This window comes from Massilia hydrophila (assembly GCF_020208145.1).
GTDB classification, from domain to species: Bacteria; Pseudomonadota; Gammaproteobacteria; order Burkholderiales; family Burkholderiaceae_D; genus Telluria; species Telluria hydrophila.
In genome coordinates this window covers 174,964-190,327 of the sequence record NZ_JAHYBX010000001.1, presented here as the reverse complement: position 1 = coordinate 190,327, position 15,364 = coordinate 174,964, and the positions used below count along the sequence as shown (strand labels likewise).

Below are 15,364 nucleotides of genomic sequence, written 5' to 3'. Positions count from 1 at the left end.
TCCTAGGCGCGGCTCCAGTTGAAGCAGCCGGCCGGCACGCCGGCCCCGCTCACCAGCCAGGCGCCGTGCCGGTAGAAGTCCCAGCGCCGCTCCGGCGCCACCGCCACCACGACCACGCCCAGCGCACGGTCGCTCCAGACCAGGCGCGCGTCGAGCGCGTCGAGCGCCGCGTACACCGCACGCGGCGTGGTGCCGGGGGCAAAAGCGACCGTGGCGAAACCGGTCTGCGCCGGCGGCAGCAAGGCCCAGGCCCCGGCACCCGCGCTCACGGCCGCCAGCGCCAGCAGCGCGCTCGCACCGGGCAGGCCTGGCCCGCCAGCGCGATGGCGCAGGCGCCAGCCGAGCAGCAGCGGCGCGATGCCGAACAGGGCCAGCCACAGCAGGTCCCACGGCAGCGGATCGTCGCTGTCGACCCGGATCCGGTGGATCTGCAGCAGCCAGTGCGAGAGCAGCGTATCGGCCACGTGCCACAGCCCGAAGCCCACCAGCAGCGCCCCGAGCAGCGGCCAGCCGTGGCTGGCGGCGCCGGCCCCGTGCTGGCGCCACAGTCCGGCCAGGCCGGCCAGCGCGACCAGGTACATCAGCGCATGGAACCAGCCATCCCACAGCACCTGCAGGCGCAAGTCATCGACGCCGGGAACCAAACTGAGCAAATGGTGCCATTGCAGGATCTGGTGCAGCAGGATGCCGTCGAAGAAGCCGCCCAGCGCGAAGCCGAGCACGGCGGCCCAGCGAAACCACGGTGTTTTCCACATCGTCATCCCCTCGGATCGACCCAGGACCCGGAGAGTATAGCCCGCTGCGCCGGGGCGCCCTGCACGCCACGGGCTGGGGGTCACCCCCGGGCGCGCCGGCTCCAGCCGATCCCGGCCGCCAGCGCCGCCAGCCCGGCCGCGAAAAAGGCGAGCGCCGAACGCGCGGTGGCGTCGCCGTGGAAGCCGACGACGTCGAGCATCGGCATGCCCTTGGCATTCACCATGACGTACAGGCCGAACAGGAACAGGCCGAGGAACAGGCGCGGCGTGCGGCTCAGCTGGCCGAACAGCGCGGCGCAGCCGGCCAGCGCCACCAGGCCGGCCAGGGCGGCGCCGGCGCGCACCGGTTCGGCCACGCTCCAGCGCAGCAGCACCGGCGCGACGAACAGCGTGCCCAGCAGCAGCGCGGCGCCCCACTGGCGCAGGAAGCGGCGCCCTTCCCCGCCCGGCACGGCAGCGCCCAGGGCCGCGCAGCCGCAGGTGGCGTCGCGCGTACTGCAGTCGCTGCACAGGATGCCCCAGTAGGCGACGGCGCCCGCCAGCAAGCCCGGCAGCACGGATGCCGGCAACAGCAGGCCGCCGGCCAGGCAGGCACCGAGCATGGCGATGGCGCTGGGCGCGCTGGCCAGCACCAGGCAGGCTTCGGCCAGCACCTGGCCGGGCAGGCCGGGCAGGCGCGCGGCCAGGCGCAGCAGGGGCTGCACGGCGCGCGCCAGCGGGCGCAGCCAGCCGTCCAGCACGGCCAGCGGCGAGCGCCGCCGGCGCGCCTTGCCGGCCTTGACCCGGTCCGGCGAAAAACGGTGGAACAGCAGCACCGCCGGCAGCAGCGGCAGCAGGGCCAGCAGGCCGGACAGCAGCCGCTCGCGCACCGCGCCTGCACTCCACATCCATTGCGGCAGCTCCACCGGCGCCAGCGCGGCCTGGAAAGGCATCATGCCGATGCCGAGGGCGGCGGTGTCCGCGTGGCCGCGCAAGCTGGCCAGGGCCGCCGACATGCCGGTGAAATCGCCCAGCGCCAGCAGCGGGTCGGCGCCGCCCTTCTCCACCGCGGCGCCGATCGAGAGCTGGGCCATCCACAGCACGAAATACAGCAGGTCGCCGGCCTTGCCCATGAGCGGACTCCAGCTGTCGCAGAGCACGGCGCAGCTGGCGGCGAACATGGCCATCGGCAGCAGCATCAGGACATAGGTCTGCAGGTAGACCAGCGGCTGCAGCGGGCCGTCGCCACGCAGCAGGTGGCAGGCGAAGGTGGTCAGCATGAAGCCGCCCAGCAGCAGCACCAGGAAAGCGAGGGCGCCGAGCCAGCGGCTGGCCACCAGCAGGCTGTTGCCGGCCGCGCTGGCGCCGATCACGCCGCCGATCCCGCTGCGCAGGTCTTCGCCGGTGCGCCCGCGCGCCAGGTAGAAGCCCGCCAGGCTGAACAGCAGGCTGGCCATGGTGGCGCTGCCCATCGCCAGCGCGGAACTGGTGTACAGCACGCGCGCATCCTTCAGCACCATCAGGGCGCGGCCGCTGCCGGTATCGGTGATCATCGCCCAGCTCACCGCCACCACCGCCAGCAGCGCGGCCAGGGTGGACAGGCGGCGCAGGCGCAGCCTGACTTCGTTCGCCGCCAGCACGTACACCTGGCCCGCGCTCATGCCGCCTCCGCCTGCAGCGCATAGCGCTGCGCCATCAGCGCTTCTTCCAGGCTCGGCTCGGCGGCGCGCGCACCCAGGCAGGGCAGTTCCGGATGCGCGATGCGCAGCAGCATGCGTCCGTCCTGGCGCTGTGCCTGCAGCACCCGCACCCGCTCGCGCAGCGCGCCATAGTCGGCCTCTGCCACGCTGGCGCTCCACACCTGGCCGCGTGCGCGCGCCAGGATCGCGTCCGGCGTCTCGTGCGCCACCAGGCGCCCGGAACGCATGACGGCCAGCTCGGTCGCGATGCTCTCGACGTCCGACACGATGTGGGTGGACAGGATCACCAGCTTGCCCAGCCCCAGTTCGCCCAGCAGGTTGCGAAAGCGCAGCCGCTCTTCCGGGTCGAGCCCGGCGGTGGGTTCGTCGACCACCAGGATGTCGGGGTCGTTCAGCAGCGCCTGGGCGATGCCGAGGCGGCGCCGCATGCCGCCCGAGAACGAGGCGGCCGGGCGCTGCGCCTGTTCGTGCAGGTTGACCAGTTCCAGCAGGCGGCGGATGCGGGCGCCGTCGCGCACGCCCTTGAGGGCCGCGAAGTACTGCATGAATTCGAGCGCGCTCAGGTTCGGATAGACGCCGAAGTCCTGCGGCAGGTAGCCGAGGCGGCCCCGGATCGCCTCCGGCCGGCGCACGATGTCGGCGCCCTCGAACAGGATCTGGCCGCTGCTGGGCCGGGCCAGGGTGGCGATCATGGCCATCAGGGTCGACTTGCCGGCGCCGTTGTGGCCGATCAGGCCGACCACGCCCCGGCCAAGGGAAAGCGTCACCCCGTCCACCGCCTTCAGGTCCTTGCCATAGCGTTTCGTCACCGCCCGCAGTTCCAGCATGCCGTTCTCCCGTCTCCGTATCGATGATGGTGTGTTGCTGAAGCGACTATAGGAAACCGGTCGCGGGCCGCTCAAGGGATTTGCGACAGGGAGTCGAAAACAGGGGGCGAAGCTCGCGCCGGACGGGTTGGCCATCCCTTGCCAGACTCATATGTATCATTTTTGTGACAAGCAGTTCGAAATCGTATTTCTTTACTGCAACAGGCATATAATGGTTTTCGATACAAACCCGGATGTCTATCAGCCTGCGTTCCGAGACCAGTTCATGCTTCGCCTTCCATCCCGCATGTCGTCACGCCAGCGGTGCCTTGCGCTCGCGCTGGCGCTGTCCATTGCGTCCTCCGCGGCCGCAGGCGCAGACACGCGGCCGCTGGCCCAGCGGCTGGAGCAGATCCGCGAGGTCAACCGCTTCGTGCCGGAACGCGCCATGCCGATGCTGCTCGCCATCGAGCAGGAAGGCCGCGCCGCGCCGCTCGAGCTGCGGATCGAATTCCTGAACCAGCTGTCGGGTGGCTACGACGGCCTCGGCAAGCTGGACGAGGCGCTGGCGGTGGCCGAGGAACTGGTGGCCCTGGGACGCAGGCACGGCCACAACGGCGCGATGGCCAAGGGCCTGCTGCGCAAGGCCTACATGGCCTACCGCCATGCCGAACTGCTCGATTCGCACCAGCTGACCTGGGAAGCCGAGCGCCTGGCCAACCTCACCGACGACGTCGAGCTGAAGGTGCGCGCCACGATCGCGGCCGGCGACGCCTTCACCGAGCAAGGCAATTTTCCGAAAGCGCTGGAGCGCCTGCAGTCGGCCGCGGCGCTGGCGCGCAAGCATGGCGACCCGACCCAGATCGTCATGTCGCTCAATGCGCTGATCGAGCTGTACGGCCAGATGCGCGAATACGACAAGGGCTTCGAGACCCTGGCCGAGGCGGTGGCGGCGGCGGAGAAAGCCCATTCCCCCGGCCGCATGTCGACCCTCAAGCACGCCGAATACTCGCTGGCGGCGGCCACCGGCCAATACCAGCGCGGCCTGAAGGCGTTGCTGGACAGCCTGGCGATCGAACGCTCGATCGGGGCCGACTCGATGGTGGCCTACACGCTGGTAAACCTGTCGGACTGCTACCTGAAACTGCGCGACTACGTCAACGCGGCCGCCTACGCGGAACAGTCGATCGTGGCGGCGCGCGCCCTCAACGACGCCGGGCTGGAAGCGACCGGGCGCCTGAACCTGGGCCAGGCCTACCTGGCCACCGGCCGCCTGGTCGACGGCAAGCGCCACATCGAGGCCGGCATGTCGGCCTACGAGAACCTGGGCGACCAGCCCGAGCTGCAGTCGGTGCTGGTCGAGTACGGCCAGGCGCTCGAGCGCGCCGGCGACCTGCCGGGCGCCCTGCGCGCCTACCACCGCGAACGCAAGATCTCGAACGAGCTGTTCGAGCGGCGCCGCCAGCGCGCCGTGCTCGACCTGCAGGAAAAATACGAGACCGAGAAGAAGCAGCGCCAGATCGAGCTGCTGCGCAGCGAGAACGAAGTCAACAGCCTGCAGCAGCGCATCTGGTGGTTGCTGGTGGCCGTGTTCGCGCTGGCCTCGGTGGTGGTCGGCCTGCTGTACCGCAAGGTGCGCCATACCAACGCCCAGCTGCACGAAAAGAACAAGGAACTCAAGCAGCAGAGCGTGCGCGACCCCCTGACCGGGCTGTACAACCGTCGCCACTTCCTCGACTACATGCGCACCACGCCCCAGGCGCCGGTCCAGGCCGGCCCCGACCAGTGCGGCGCGCTGTTCCTGCTCGACGTCGACCACTTCAAGCACATCAACGATACCTTTGGCCATGCCGCGGGCGACGCCGTGCTGACCGCGATCTCCAACAGCCTGGGCGAGATCCTGCGCGAGACCGACATGATCGTGCGCTGGGGCGGCGAGGAATTCCTGGCCTTCCTGCCGAGCATTCCGCGCTCCGGCCTGGACGAGGTGGCGCAGCGCATCCTGAGCGGCATCTCGGCGGTCGCGGTGGTGCATGGCGAACACCGGCTGGCGGTGAACGTGTCGATCGGCTTCGCGCCCTTCCCCCTGTCCTGCGGCGGCCTGGTGCTGCCATGGGAACGCGCGGTCAACATGGTGGACATGGCCCTGTACATGGCCAAGTCACACGGCCGCAACCGCGCCTACGGCGTGCAGGGTTTCGCCGACGCGGGCCAGGTATGCATGGAAGACATCGAGCAGAACCTCGAAGGCGCCTGGCGCGCCGGCAAGGTCAAGATGTCGGTGGTGCTGGGCAACCAGGCGAGCGCCGTGCAGGCCGCCTGAGCGGTACGCGGGCGGCCGCTAGTCGGCCGCATCCTGGATTTTTTCGCCGACGTCCTCGACCTTCCTGCCGACTTCCTCGGTGGCCCGTTTCAAGCCGCCCTTGGCGTCCTGGGTGGCATCCTTGATCTTTTCGCGCGCCTCGCGCGTGGCGCGGTCGGCCCTGGCCAGTTCATTGTCCAGCTGGCGCGTGACCTTCGCGCCCGCGTCGTCGAGCGCCTTGCCGGCGCGCTGGGCCGGACCGACCGCTTCTTCCTCGCGGCTGCAGCCTGCTAGAGACGCCACTATTAGGAGCGTGCCCAACATGCCTGTCTTCGTGCGTGTTTTCATATGGAACCCCGCCTGTCTGCTTGCCAGAAAGGATACACCGCCCGCCGCAAACGCGGCTGACGTTTCGGGCCAGCCGCTTCACTCCCCGCGCGCGGGATCGGCCAGCGGGTGGTCGCGCGCATCGACGATGTCCTGCCGCAGCGCGCGGCTCTGCGCATCCTCGCCCCAGCGCTTCGTGAATGTTGCCAGCCGCGCCAGCGCCTTGTCGTAGGAACGCGCGCGCCGCAGCTTGTCGACCGCGGCGCTGGTATCGCTCCAGGCCCGGGCGCGCTGTTCGGCGCGGGTGCAGTCGGCGGCGGCCTTGTTCAGCGACTGCTGCACTTGGCGCAGCTGCTCGGGCGTGGCGCGTGTACGGCGCAGCGTGATCAGCTCGTCCTGGGCGTCGCGCGCCTTGCATTCCACCGCCAGCGCCACTGCCCGCTCCATGCGCCGCTCGATGCGCGTGCCTTCCGGACGCACGCTGAGCCAGATGATCCAGAGCGCGGCGAGCGCCAGGATCCACCAGCGCAGGCGGATTGGGGCGCGCCTCGGCGGCGGCGCGGCGGTGGGCTCCGCGCGCGCCTGGCGGCCGACGCCGGGCGGCGGCGGTATGCCTGGCGCATGGCGCGACGCCGGCGGCGACTGCGTGGAGGCCGCCGGTGCCGGCGCCGGGGAAGGCGTGGCGCCGGCCGCCGCTGCCGGGCCGGCTGCAGGAGTGGGCACGGGTGCCTGCGCCGCTGCCGCCCCTGCCGCGGCCGGTGGCGCCTGGGCCGGGACGGGCTGGGCCGGCGCCTGCGCCTGCGCCTGTGCCTGTGCCGCTGCCTTGGCCAGCACCGGCGCGTCCGCGGCAGGCAGCGCGGCCTGCTGGGCCGTGCCGCACCACGGGCAGAAGTTCACCCGTCTCGGCATCAGGCGCCCGCAGTGCGGGGCGATGCAGCGGTAGAGCGTGTCCTGGTGCGCCATGCCGTCCTTCATTCCGGATCGGGAACGCCGTCGCCGGCATCCTCGGGATCGGGTACCGGGTCATCGAGCAGCGCGGCCAGTTCCGGCAGTGCGCCGACCGTGCTCCACTTGTCCAGCCGCGGGTTCCAGGCCATGTTCCAGGCGCGCGTGCCAGCGTCGATCTCGCCGCGCGCGGCCTGGCGTGCGATGTCCTCGAGCGTGAACGGACCGCGCTGGGCACCCTGCACGAACAGCTTGTAGCGCGCCGGGACCTTCGCCAGGTCCAGCGGCGCGTCAAGCCGCTGCGCGGGCGCCGCGCGCCGCTGCAGCAGCACCGCCGCTTGCTCGTCGCTGGCCAGGTACTCGGGCAGGATCACGCGCTTGTCCACCGGCCGCTCGACTTCCCAGCTGTAGGCGTCGCTGGCGGAATCCGGCACCGTCTCGGTCCAGGTGGCGATGCCGGCCAGCGCGGTCTCGATCTGGGCCGGCGACAGGCCCGGGTCGAGCGCGGCGGCGCGCCGGATCCAGGCGTCGTACAGGCGCCGCGCGGTGATGTTCGGCAGCGAAGGAGACGGCAGCTGGGCCCCGGTCTCGTCCACTTCCAGGCGCGGCTCGTACACGCGCAGCTGGTAGTGGCGCATCAGGGCCGCCAGCAACAGCAGCTGGTGCGGGCCCGCATTGGCCAGGCGGTGGCGCACGGCCTGGACCACGCCGTCGCGGTAGTACGGCGGCAGGCCGTTCGAGCGGATCGCGTATTCGTTGCCGATCTGGAGCCATTCACCCGAACCCGGCTCGACCTCGAACAGGTACTGGCCGCGCGGCTGGAAGCTGGCCTCGCGGTCGCCCAGGTCGGGCTTGCGGCGGATGACGCCCAGCGCGATCGCCTGCAGGAACCACTCGTAGTCGTCCGCCAGCCGGTTCAGTTCGTCCATCGAGGGCGACAGCGGGTGACGGAAACGCGTGGCGTCGAAGTGCAGGTGGGTCGGGATCTTCGGGTTCTCGATCTGGTACGAGGCGCGCCAGGTCGGCAGGCCGCGCAGCACCGTCATCGGGAAGCCCGACAGCTCGATGTAGCACACCGCCTTGCCCGGGATGCCGGTGTTGACAATGGAGACCAGGTCGCCATGGAAGTACCCGGTGGGCACCGCGGCCCGCAGTTCCAGCTCCATCCGGCGCCAGGCGCCGACGTCGCCGACGCCGATGAAGCACTTGAACTGGTCGGCGTTCGGCGTGAACTCGGCCGAGAAGCGCGCATTCACCCAGGGCATGGCGCTGCGGATCCATTCGGCGAATACGCGCTGGCGCTCCTGGGGCGTCATGCCTGACAAGCGTTCGAGCAGCGGATCGACTGGCTCCGGCTGCTCCAGCTCCTGGCTGGACAGCTGCAGCTGGGCGCGCCGGAACAGTTTCAGCAGCAGGTCGGCGCGCAGGCGCTCGTCGCCAAGCTGCGGGAACAGGCGCGCCGAACCGCCGAACTCCAGCAGCACTTCCTCGCTCCAGGCGCCGACGTCGCCAGTCAGGCGCACGGGCGGCGGCAGCGTGTCGCCGGCCAGCTTGATGTAGGTGGCATGCTCCTGGCGCGCGTCCGCGCGCAGCTGGCTGATGCGCTGGTCGGCGGCGGCCAGCATGGCCGCCACCATCCGCCGTCCTTCCTGGAATTCGCCGGCGATGCCGCTCCACTGGGCATTGCCGTATTCGTCGGTGGACTGCGGCTCGCCCAGCCAGGACGACATGTTGCGCATCACCTCGATCGACTGGCCGGCCGCCACCGCCAGCAGGTGGAAGCGCAGGTAGTCGGCGATATCGCGCTTGAGGTGGTTCATGACTTCGCGCGCCTGCGGCTCCTTGCCGAACAGGCGGCCGGCGGCCTGCGACAGGTTGTTCAGCGATTCCTCGACCTGGCGCGTGCGCAGGGCGTCGCGGATGTCGCGGTAGCGGCGGCTGTTGCGCTCGGCATTGCCGAGGTCGCGCTGCGACAGGCGCGCCTTGACCTGTTCCAGCAGCGACAGCACGAATTCCAGGCCGCCCTGCTTGCGGTCGTCCAGCAGCGCGTACAGGCGATCGCGCACGCGGGTCTTCAGCTGCCCGGTGAGTTCGCCCGTGTGGCGCTTGATGCGGTCCTCGCTGGTCTCGGCGGTGGCGCCGGCCTCGCGGATCGCGTCGCGCTCCAGCTGCGGCAGCAGCTCGGCCACTTTTTCGCGCCACAGCTTGATGTCATAGGAGGCCATGATGCGGTCGACCTCGAGCTGCACCTTGCTCTCGACGCGCTCGAGCAGCGAGCGGCCGTCCTTGTCCAGCAGCAGCGTATTGGTCAGCGCATACTCGGTGAACGGGGTCACGTCCACGGTGCCCTTGCGGAAGTCCGGAAAGGCGTCGAAGGGGCGTTCGGCCATTTCCATCTGCTCGCGCATGAAGCTGTCGCGCTCGGCGTCGGCGGCGCGGCGTGCCAGGCCGCCCTCCCCCCGCCCGTCGGTACTGACGAGGCCAAAGAAGGCCTTGACCATCAATCCGGCCAGCTCGTAGGCGCGGATGTCGTCGCGCAGGCTCTGCTGGGTATCCAGCACCGCCTGGCCAAAGGCGGAATACGCCTTGGAATAGGACAGCCGCATGTCGCCGAAGCGCTGCTCCGGCACCCGCGGATTGTAAGGCCCGAGTTTGTGCTGCTGCTGGTTGACCGCCACCGAGCGCTTGCGGTTGGCGAAATCGGCCGAGGCGAAATCCTCGAACAGGGTATCGGCCACCATCTGGTACACGTCCTTGATGTCGGCCGTGGCCTTGTTGGCGAGGTTCGCGGTGTCGACGAAGTACACGTCGTCGTAGGGCGCGCCACGGCCCTGGATGCTGTCCGGGTCCATCCAGTGGACTTGCGCGTTCATGTCGCGCATCGCCGTTTCCAGCTCCATCAGGGTGGCGTAGGCATTGGCCTCGGTGCGCTCCTTGTTGGCCTTGGCGAAGCCGCCCGGCATCAGGAGCACCAGGTCGACCTGGCTGTCCGAGACTTCCTGGCGCGCGATGGCCTTGGATAGCCAGCCCAGGTCCAGCACGCTGCCGGCGCCGGTCCCGCCGGCGCAGGAGGCGATCACGACGATGCGGAACTTCGAGGTATCGACCTGCAGGCCCAGGCGCTGGTAGTTTTCCTTGCGCTCGATGCCGGCATTGCTGGCCAGGCCGTTGAGCGCACCCTTGATGCGCCCGCGCAGCTTGGGGTATTTGTCGTACAGGTAGAGCCGGGCCAGCGCGCGGATCTGCCCTGCCCCCTTCGACGGGTCGATGCCGAGCGAGCGCAGCTTCTTGGGGCGCAGCGGCATCCAGCTTTCGATCAGCGGAAAGCGCGCCAGGCTGTCGTCGGACTCGTGGTATTGCGGCAGGTCGAGCGGTTCGACCAGGCGCTCCTCGTCGCTCAGCTTGACCAGTTCGTACCAGGGGTCGGTGCGCTGCGACTTGCCCTCGTCGATCACGGCATTGTTATCGAGGTCGAAGTGCAGGAAGCGCGCCACCGGGAAGTCGCCGATCGATTCCACGCGGGTCGGCTGGTGGCGGTTCCAGACCGCCGACAGGATGCGCCGGCGGATGCGCATCATCACTTCCATGCCGGTGCCGCCGGCGCCGATGAACAGGGTCGGGCGCAGGTCGACCTTCAGCTCCGACTTGGCGTTGACGGCTGCAGGGTTGGGGAAATCTGCCATGGTGTTCTCTTTTGTGTTCTCGTTGTCAGGGTCAGCGGCGGCCGACGAACAGGGCCGCGCCCAGTGCCACCAGGCCCACCGCCACCAGCGGTCCGGTCACGGCGAAGGTGAGGAACTTGCTGGCGTTGATGATCGCCAGCACCGCGGCGGCCGAGAGAAAAGCCAGGCCCAGGAACAGCAGCCAGCCGGCGCTACCCGCCGACGAGGGCGCCACGCGCCGCACCACCAGGTGGTGCACGTAGGCGTTCCGCACGAAGAAATACACTACCAGCAGCACCACGAACACGGCGGCGCCGATCGCCAGGTCGCGGCTCGAGGTGTCGGTGGCCGGTACCGGCGCGTCTGCCCCTGGCACCACCTCGACCGGGCGGGTGGCCGTGTCGGACTGGTTCTTCGGCAGCGACTCCTGGGGCGAGGGCGATTCCTCGGGCAGCTTGAAGCCGGGGTCGGCGGGTGCAGGTGCGGGCGCGGTGGCGGTCTGGTCTGCTTGCATGGGGTTTCCTTTCTTTTTTATTGTCAGCGGCCGAGCCGCACTTGCGCGCCTTCGCGCAGGTCGAGCAACTGGTGGCCGAACAGGGTCGTCTTCAGCAGCGCCACCTGGGTGCCGGCCTTGTCGTAGACCGGCTGCACGGTGCCGGGCCGGCCGCGCATGGTGCGCAGCTCATCCTCGACCGTGACCTGGGCCACGCGCGGACGGCCATAGGCCCAGGCGCCCGCGGCGGCCGCCGCCAGCAGGGCCGCCGCGAGGCCGCCCAGGGCCGCCAGCGGACCCATGCCGTAGTGCACCCGCACTTCGAGCGGCAGCACCGCGTTCGAGGCCTGGATCGTGGCGGGCGGCGTGAAGATCTCGGGCAGCGGATCGCCCGGGAACAGGGCCGCCATGCGTTCGCGGAAGGCCTGCGACAGCACCAGCCGCTGCTGCGCCAGGTGAAGCTCGATGCGTCCCGGCAGCACATAGGCCGATCCGGCCGACTTGAGCGCCGCCAGCGACCATTTGTCGGGCAGCTGCGCCACCGGCAACTGCATCGTCGAGCCGAGCGGCAGCGGCTGGCCCGGCGCCAGGCCGTTCACGCGGCTGCTGGCCAGAGCGATGGCGCGCGTCTCGCCCGCCAGCACCGAGCGCGCACCCAGCGTGGCCGAGGCGATGGTGTAGGGGTAGATCGTGTTTTCCAGGTTCCAGCGCACGCTGGCGCGCGGGGTGCGCGCATCCGGATCGACGTCCGCGCGCAGCGCGCCGCCCGGCGCCTGGGAGAAGGCCACGCCGGGCGCGGCTTCCACCTGCACCGGCGCCAGGCGCACGGTGTCGCGGTCGAGCGGCTTCAGGCGCGCCGGGCGCTCGGTGATCACGCGCGCGATGCGGCCCGAGGCCAGCAGGGCGTCGAGCGCCCTGCCTCCTTCGGCGCCGACCGCGAAGGCATACACCATCAGGCCGTTGGCCCGGTAGTGCCGGCCCTGCACCGGCATGCGCAGCGGGAACGCGACCACCCGGTCGATCGCGGCGCCGCGGTGGATCAGTGCATAGAATTCGCGGTTGCGCGCCGCGGTGGCCTGGTCGTTGTTCGGGCTGTTGCGGTTGTTGGTAACAAGCCAGACGATGCCCGGCTTGCCGGCCAGCGCGACGTTCATCGCCGCCTGCACCGCTTCGCCCAGGTCGGTATCGGCCAGCGCCGTGCTGTTCGGCTTGCGCGCCATGTCGAGCCCGGCCAGGGCCGCGTTCACGCGGCGGCGCACCGTGTCGCCCTCGGCCTTGAGCGAGAGCAGTGCCTTGGGCGAGGGCGCGCCGGGCAGCGACTGGTTGAAGGAAGCCAGTACCAGGGCCTCGCCCGGCTGCACCACGGCGCCCGCCAGGGCGCCCACCAGCGGCTTGAACGGCGACTGCGGATCGCTGTAGAAGGGTTCCATCCAGCCCGAGTTCTGCACCAGGATCACATGCGGCGTGGCGTGCGCGCCGGCGGCCGCGCACAGCAGCGCCAGGGCGGCGAGAACGCGGACCAGGACGGGGCGCAGGATCGGCATCATGGCGCCCTTCATTGCGCTTCTTCCAGGCGCCAGCCGCGCATCAGGTTCCAGTCCGGATGGTGCAGCCACAGGCAGCCGTCATACACGACAGGCTGGCAAGCCAGGGGATGCGAGAGGCGGATCACTTCGTCGAGGATCACGTTGCGGCGGCCGATCCATTCGACCGTGCCGCGCGCGATGACGCGGCCCTGGCCGCGCGCTTCCAGCGCCTCCTCGGCGCGGCCGGTGTACTTGTGCAGCCGGAGCACCAGGCCGCTCGGCTGGCTGCGGTTGTTGTTGAAGGCGCGCAGCAGCGGCAGCACCAGGGTATCGTCCTGGTTCTGGTCTTCAACGTGCTCGCCGGACCAGGGCTCGTCGAGCACCGGATGGCCGCGCCGGAACAGGAAATTCGCGAAGCCCAGGCGCGCGCCGTCGATCGGCATGCGCTGCGGCGCCTCGCTGCCCAGTTCAAGGAAGGAATAGCCCTGGCCGTCGTGCCCGATGTGCCACAGGCGCCCGTCCCTGCTCTGGGTCGGGCCACCGAAGTCCAGGCGCGGCTGCCAGCCGGGCGGCCAGGGCGTGAACAGCGGCGCCGCACCCGGGCGCCAGGCCAGCTCGCCGCCTTCGTGCAGCCAGAACAGGCGGCCGTCGTAGCCGATCGGGCGCGACCAGCCTCCCTCCGGCACGTCGGGACAGGCGAATTCCTCGACCGCCCCGGTATCCGGACGCGCGCTCCACAGGCGCACCCTGCCCTCGAACAGCGCCAGGCAGGCGATATGGCGACGCATGGTGCCGGGTGCGGCCACCAGCGGCGCGTCCAGCACCGTTTCGGTGCGGTAGCTTTCGCTCACCGGATTGATCCAGAGGCGTTGCAGGCCGGCGCTGGTCGGCACGATCGCGACCTCGCCGCGGCGCGGCTCCGCCACCGGCAGCCAGGCATAGCAGGATGCGGTGAAGGCCAGGCTGGCCGCGCCTTCGTCGGGCGCCAGCACGTGCCACAGGGCGGCCGCCGGGTCCCAGTACTGCAGCACGCCGCGGGTATGGGCCAGTGCCAGCAGGCGCTGTTCGGGAAAGCCGTAATGGGCGGCGGCGAACACGCACAGCGCATTCGGCGGCGCCGGCATGGCCAGGTCGGGGCGGCCGGGATGCGGCGCGGCCGGGCGTTCTTCCAGGCTGTCGCCGAGCGGCAGCGACGTCACCGGCAGGCCGTGCGGGACGTGGCGCGGCAACAGCGATTCCCCGCCCGGCCCCCACCAGCCCGGCTGGCGCGCGGGCGTGCCCGGCAGGCGCCGCAGCGGCTTGCCGCAGTTCGGGCAGAACGCGAAGCCTTCCGGATAGATGGGCGCGCAGCCACAGGCGGTGGGCAGCGAGGCGCCGAGCAGGCGCGCCACGTCGGGCAGGCGGCCACGGGCCCCGGCCTGCCAGTCGACCTGGCCCAGGCCTTCGCTGGCCAGCAGCGCGAACTCCCCGCTGCGCTCGTCTTCCTGCCAGACACTGGCAGGGGTTTCCCATCGATATGTCATGCGTCGCCTTGCACCGTGCGCCGTTCGTCGGAATGTGATGTGAATGCAGCCTGCGGATGCAGCCTGGATGGCTATTGTTGTTGCTCAAATCATAGCGCCGGCCACTGCAGCGCGGCGCGCCGTACACAAGGTAGCGCGTCCTGACCCCGCCAGGCTCAATAGCAGAGCCGAAATCGGCCCTGGCCCGGGAACTTCTGGCCAACGTACGTATAATGGCGCCGATTTCCGCTCAATTCCGCCGAACATGCATATGCCTGACACGCCCGCCCCCACCGTCCTGCCGGCCCAGGCCGAGCTTCCTGCCCACGCCGTCGATGCCGCCGCCAGCCATCTGGGCGACATCCTTGCGATCGCGCTCGAGCACGGTCCGGCGCAGGAGGCACTGGTGGTCTACGACGAACGCACCGCCCTGGCGCGCGCGCTGCTGGCAGGCTACCGCCGCAAGCTGCCGCAGGCGCGCTTCCTCGACTTCGACGCCTCTACGCCCGAGGCGGTGCTGGCCGCCTTTCACGGCATGGCGCCGCGCGACCTGGTGGTGCTGGTGCAGTCCACCAACTTCCGCCTCGATGGCTTTCGCATCCGGGTCGAGCTGTTCAAGCTGGGATTGAAGGTGATCGAGCACGTGCACCTGTCACGCATGCCCGGTGCGCAGTCCGAGCACTACATCGAAGCCCTGGCCTACGATCCCGCCTACTTCCGCGGCACCGGACGCGCGCTCAAGGCCCGCATCGACGCGGCGCCGCATGCGCGCGTGGTGGGCGGCGGCGAGACCCTGTATTTCAGTTCGCCCTTCGAGCCGGCCAGGTTGAACGTGGGCGACTACAGCGACATGCACAACGTCGGTGGCCAGTTCCCGATCGGCGAAGTGTTTACCGAAGCGCTCGACCTGGAAGCGGTGCACGGACGGGTGCAGGTGCACGTGTTCGGCGATACCAGCTACCGCTCCAACCACCCCGACCTGCCGGTGACCCTGGTCGTCGAGCGCGGACGCGTGGTCGGCACCGAGAACGCGACCCCGGCCTTCCAGGAAGTGCTGGACAGGATCAGCGCCGACGAAGGCGAAGTCTGGGTGCGCGAACTGGGCTTCGGCCTGAACCGCGCCTTTACGCGCGAGCGGCGCGTGGACGACATCGGTACCTACGAGCGCATGTGCGGCATTCACCTGTCGCTCGGCGCCAAGCACGGCGTGTATCCGAAGCCCGGCTTCAAGCGCAAGGATGCGCGCTACCACATCGACGTGTTCGCGGTGACCGACGCCGTGTACCTGGGCAAGGAACGGGTTTACGCCGAGGGTGCGTGGATTTGTAATCGCTGATCACCCGGCATGTCACAAGACGCGCGCGGCG

Annotated in this window: 11 protein-coding genes; 2 read left to right on the top strand and 9 right to left on the bottom strand. The window is 70.2% G+C overall.

The annotated features are described in order from the left end of the window. Nucleotides 1–2: 2 nt before the first annotated feature. The 3 genes from LE190_RS00770 to LE190_RS00760 form a co-directional block, all read right to left on the bottom strand. A complete protein-coding gene (locus tag LE190_RS00770; protein ID WP_225236935.1) occupies nucleotides 3–755 on the bottom strand; it encodes a DUF2243 domain-containing protein in 753 nt (250 codons plus the stop codon). A gap of 80 nt (nucleotides 756–835) precedes the next feature. Further along, nucleotides 836–2,395 carry a hypothetical protein gene (locus tag LE190_RS00765; RefSeq protein ID WP_225236934.1) on the bottom strand — a complete coding sequence of 520 codons (1,560 nt, stop codon included), beginning with the start codon at nucleotides 2,393–2,395 and terminating at the stop codon, nucleotides 836–838. Beyond that, nucleotides 2,392–3,261 carry an ABC transporter ATP-binding protein gene (locus tag LE190_RS00760; RefSeq protein WP_225236933.1) on the bottom strand — a complete coding sequence of 290 codons (870 nt, stop codon included), beginning with the start codon at nucleotides 3,259–3,261 and terminating at the stop codon, nucleotides 2,392–2,394. The genes LE190_RS00765 and LE190_RS00760 overlap by 4 nt, the downstream gene beginning before the upstream one ends. A 286-nt stretch (nucleotides 3,262–3,547) precedes the next feature. Here LE190_RS00760 and LE190_RS00755 point away from each other — a divergent pair, with 286 nt between their 5' ends. Then, nucleotides 3,548–5,563 (top strand): tetratricopeptide repeat-containing diguanylate cyclase, encoded by a 2,016-nt coding sequence (locus LE190_RS00755; protein WP_225236932.1) that lies wholly within the window; start codon nucleotides 3,548–3,550, stop codon nucleotides 5,561–5,563. Nucleotides 5,564–5,581: 18 nt separating this feature from the next. On the opposite strand, the gene LE190_RS00750 is transcribed toward LE190_RS00755, so the two are convergent. From LE190_RS00750 to LE190_RS00725, 6 genes are all read right to left on the bottom strand, one after another. Then, nucleotides 5,582–5,866: a hypothetical protein gene (locus LE190_RS00750; RefSeq protein WP_225236931.1), complete on the bottom strand. Its 285-nt coding sequence runs from the start codon at nucleotides 5,864–5,866 to the stop codon at nucleotides 5,582–5,584. Between the two features lie 102 nt (nucleotides 5,867–5,968). Then, nucleotides 5,969–6,832, bottom strand: coding sequence for a zinc ribbon domain-containing protein (locus LE190_RS00745; protein WP_225236930.1), 864 nt, complete (start codon nucleotides 6,830–6,832; stop codon nucleotides 5,969–5,971). Nucleotides 6,833–6,840: 8 nt separating this feature from the next. Next, the gene (locus LE190_RS00740) at nucleotides 6,841–10,497 is read right to left on the bottom strand and encodes a tubulin-like doman-containing protein (protein ID WP_225236929.1); all 3,657 of its coding nucleotides are present in this window, start codon (nucleotides 10,495–10,497) and stop codon (nucleotides 6,841–6,843) included. 31 nt (nucleotides 10,498–10,528) lie between these two features. After that, complete coding sequence (locus LE190_RS00735) at nucleotides 10,529–10,990, bottom strand: hypothetical protein (protein ID WP_225236928.1); 462 nt, start codon at nucleotides 10,988–10,990, stop codon at nucleotides 10,529–10,531. Nucleotides 10,991–11,013: 23 nt separating this feature from the next. Next, on the bottom strand, nucleotides 11,014–12,516 hold the full coding sequence (locus tag LE190_RS00730) for a hypothetical protein (protein WP_225236927.1): 1,503 nt from the start codon (nucleotides 12,514–12,516) through the stop codon (nucleotides 11,014–11,016). A gap of 8 nt (nucleotides 12,517–12,524) precedes the next feature. Next, complete coding sequence (locus tag LE190_RS00725) at nucleotides 12,525–14,018, bottom strand: hypothetical protein (RefSeq protein ID WP_225236926.1); 1,494 nt, start codon at nucleotides 14,016–14,018, stop codon at nucleotides 12,525–12,527. A gap of 250 nt (nucleotides 14,019–14,268) precedes the next feature. Here LE190_RS00725 and LE190_RS00720 point away from each other — a divergent pair, with 250 nt between their 5' ends. Next, nucleotides 14,269–15,333, top strand: coding sequence for a hypothetical protein (locus tag LE190_RS00720; protein ID WP_225236925.1), 1,065 nt, complete (start codon nucleotides 14,269–14,271; stop codon nucleotides 15,331–15,333). Nucleotides 15,334–15,364 lie beyond the last annotated feature (31 nt).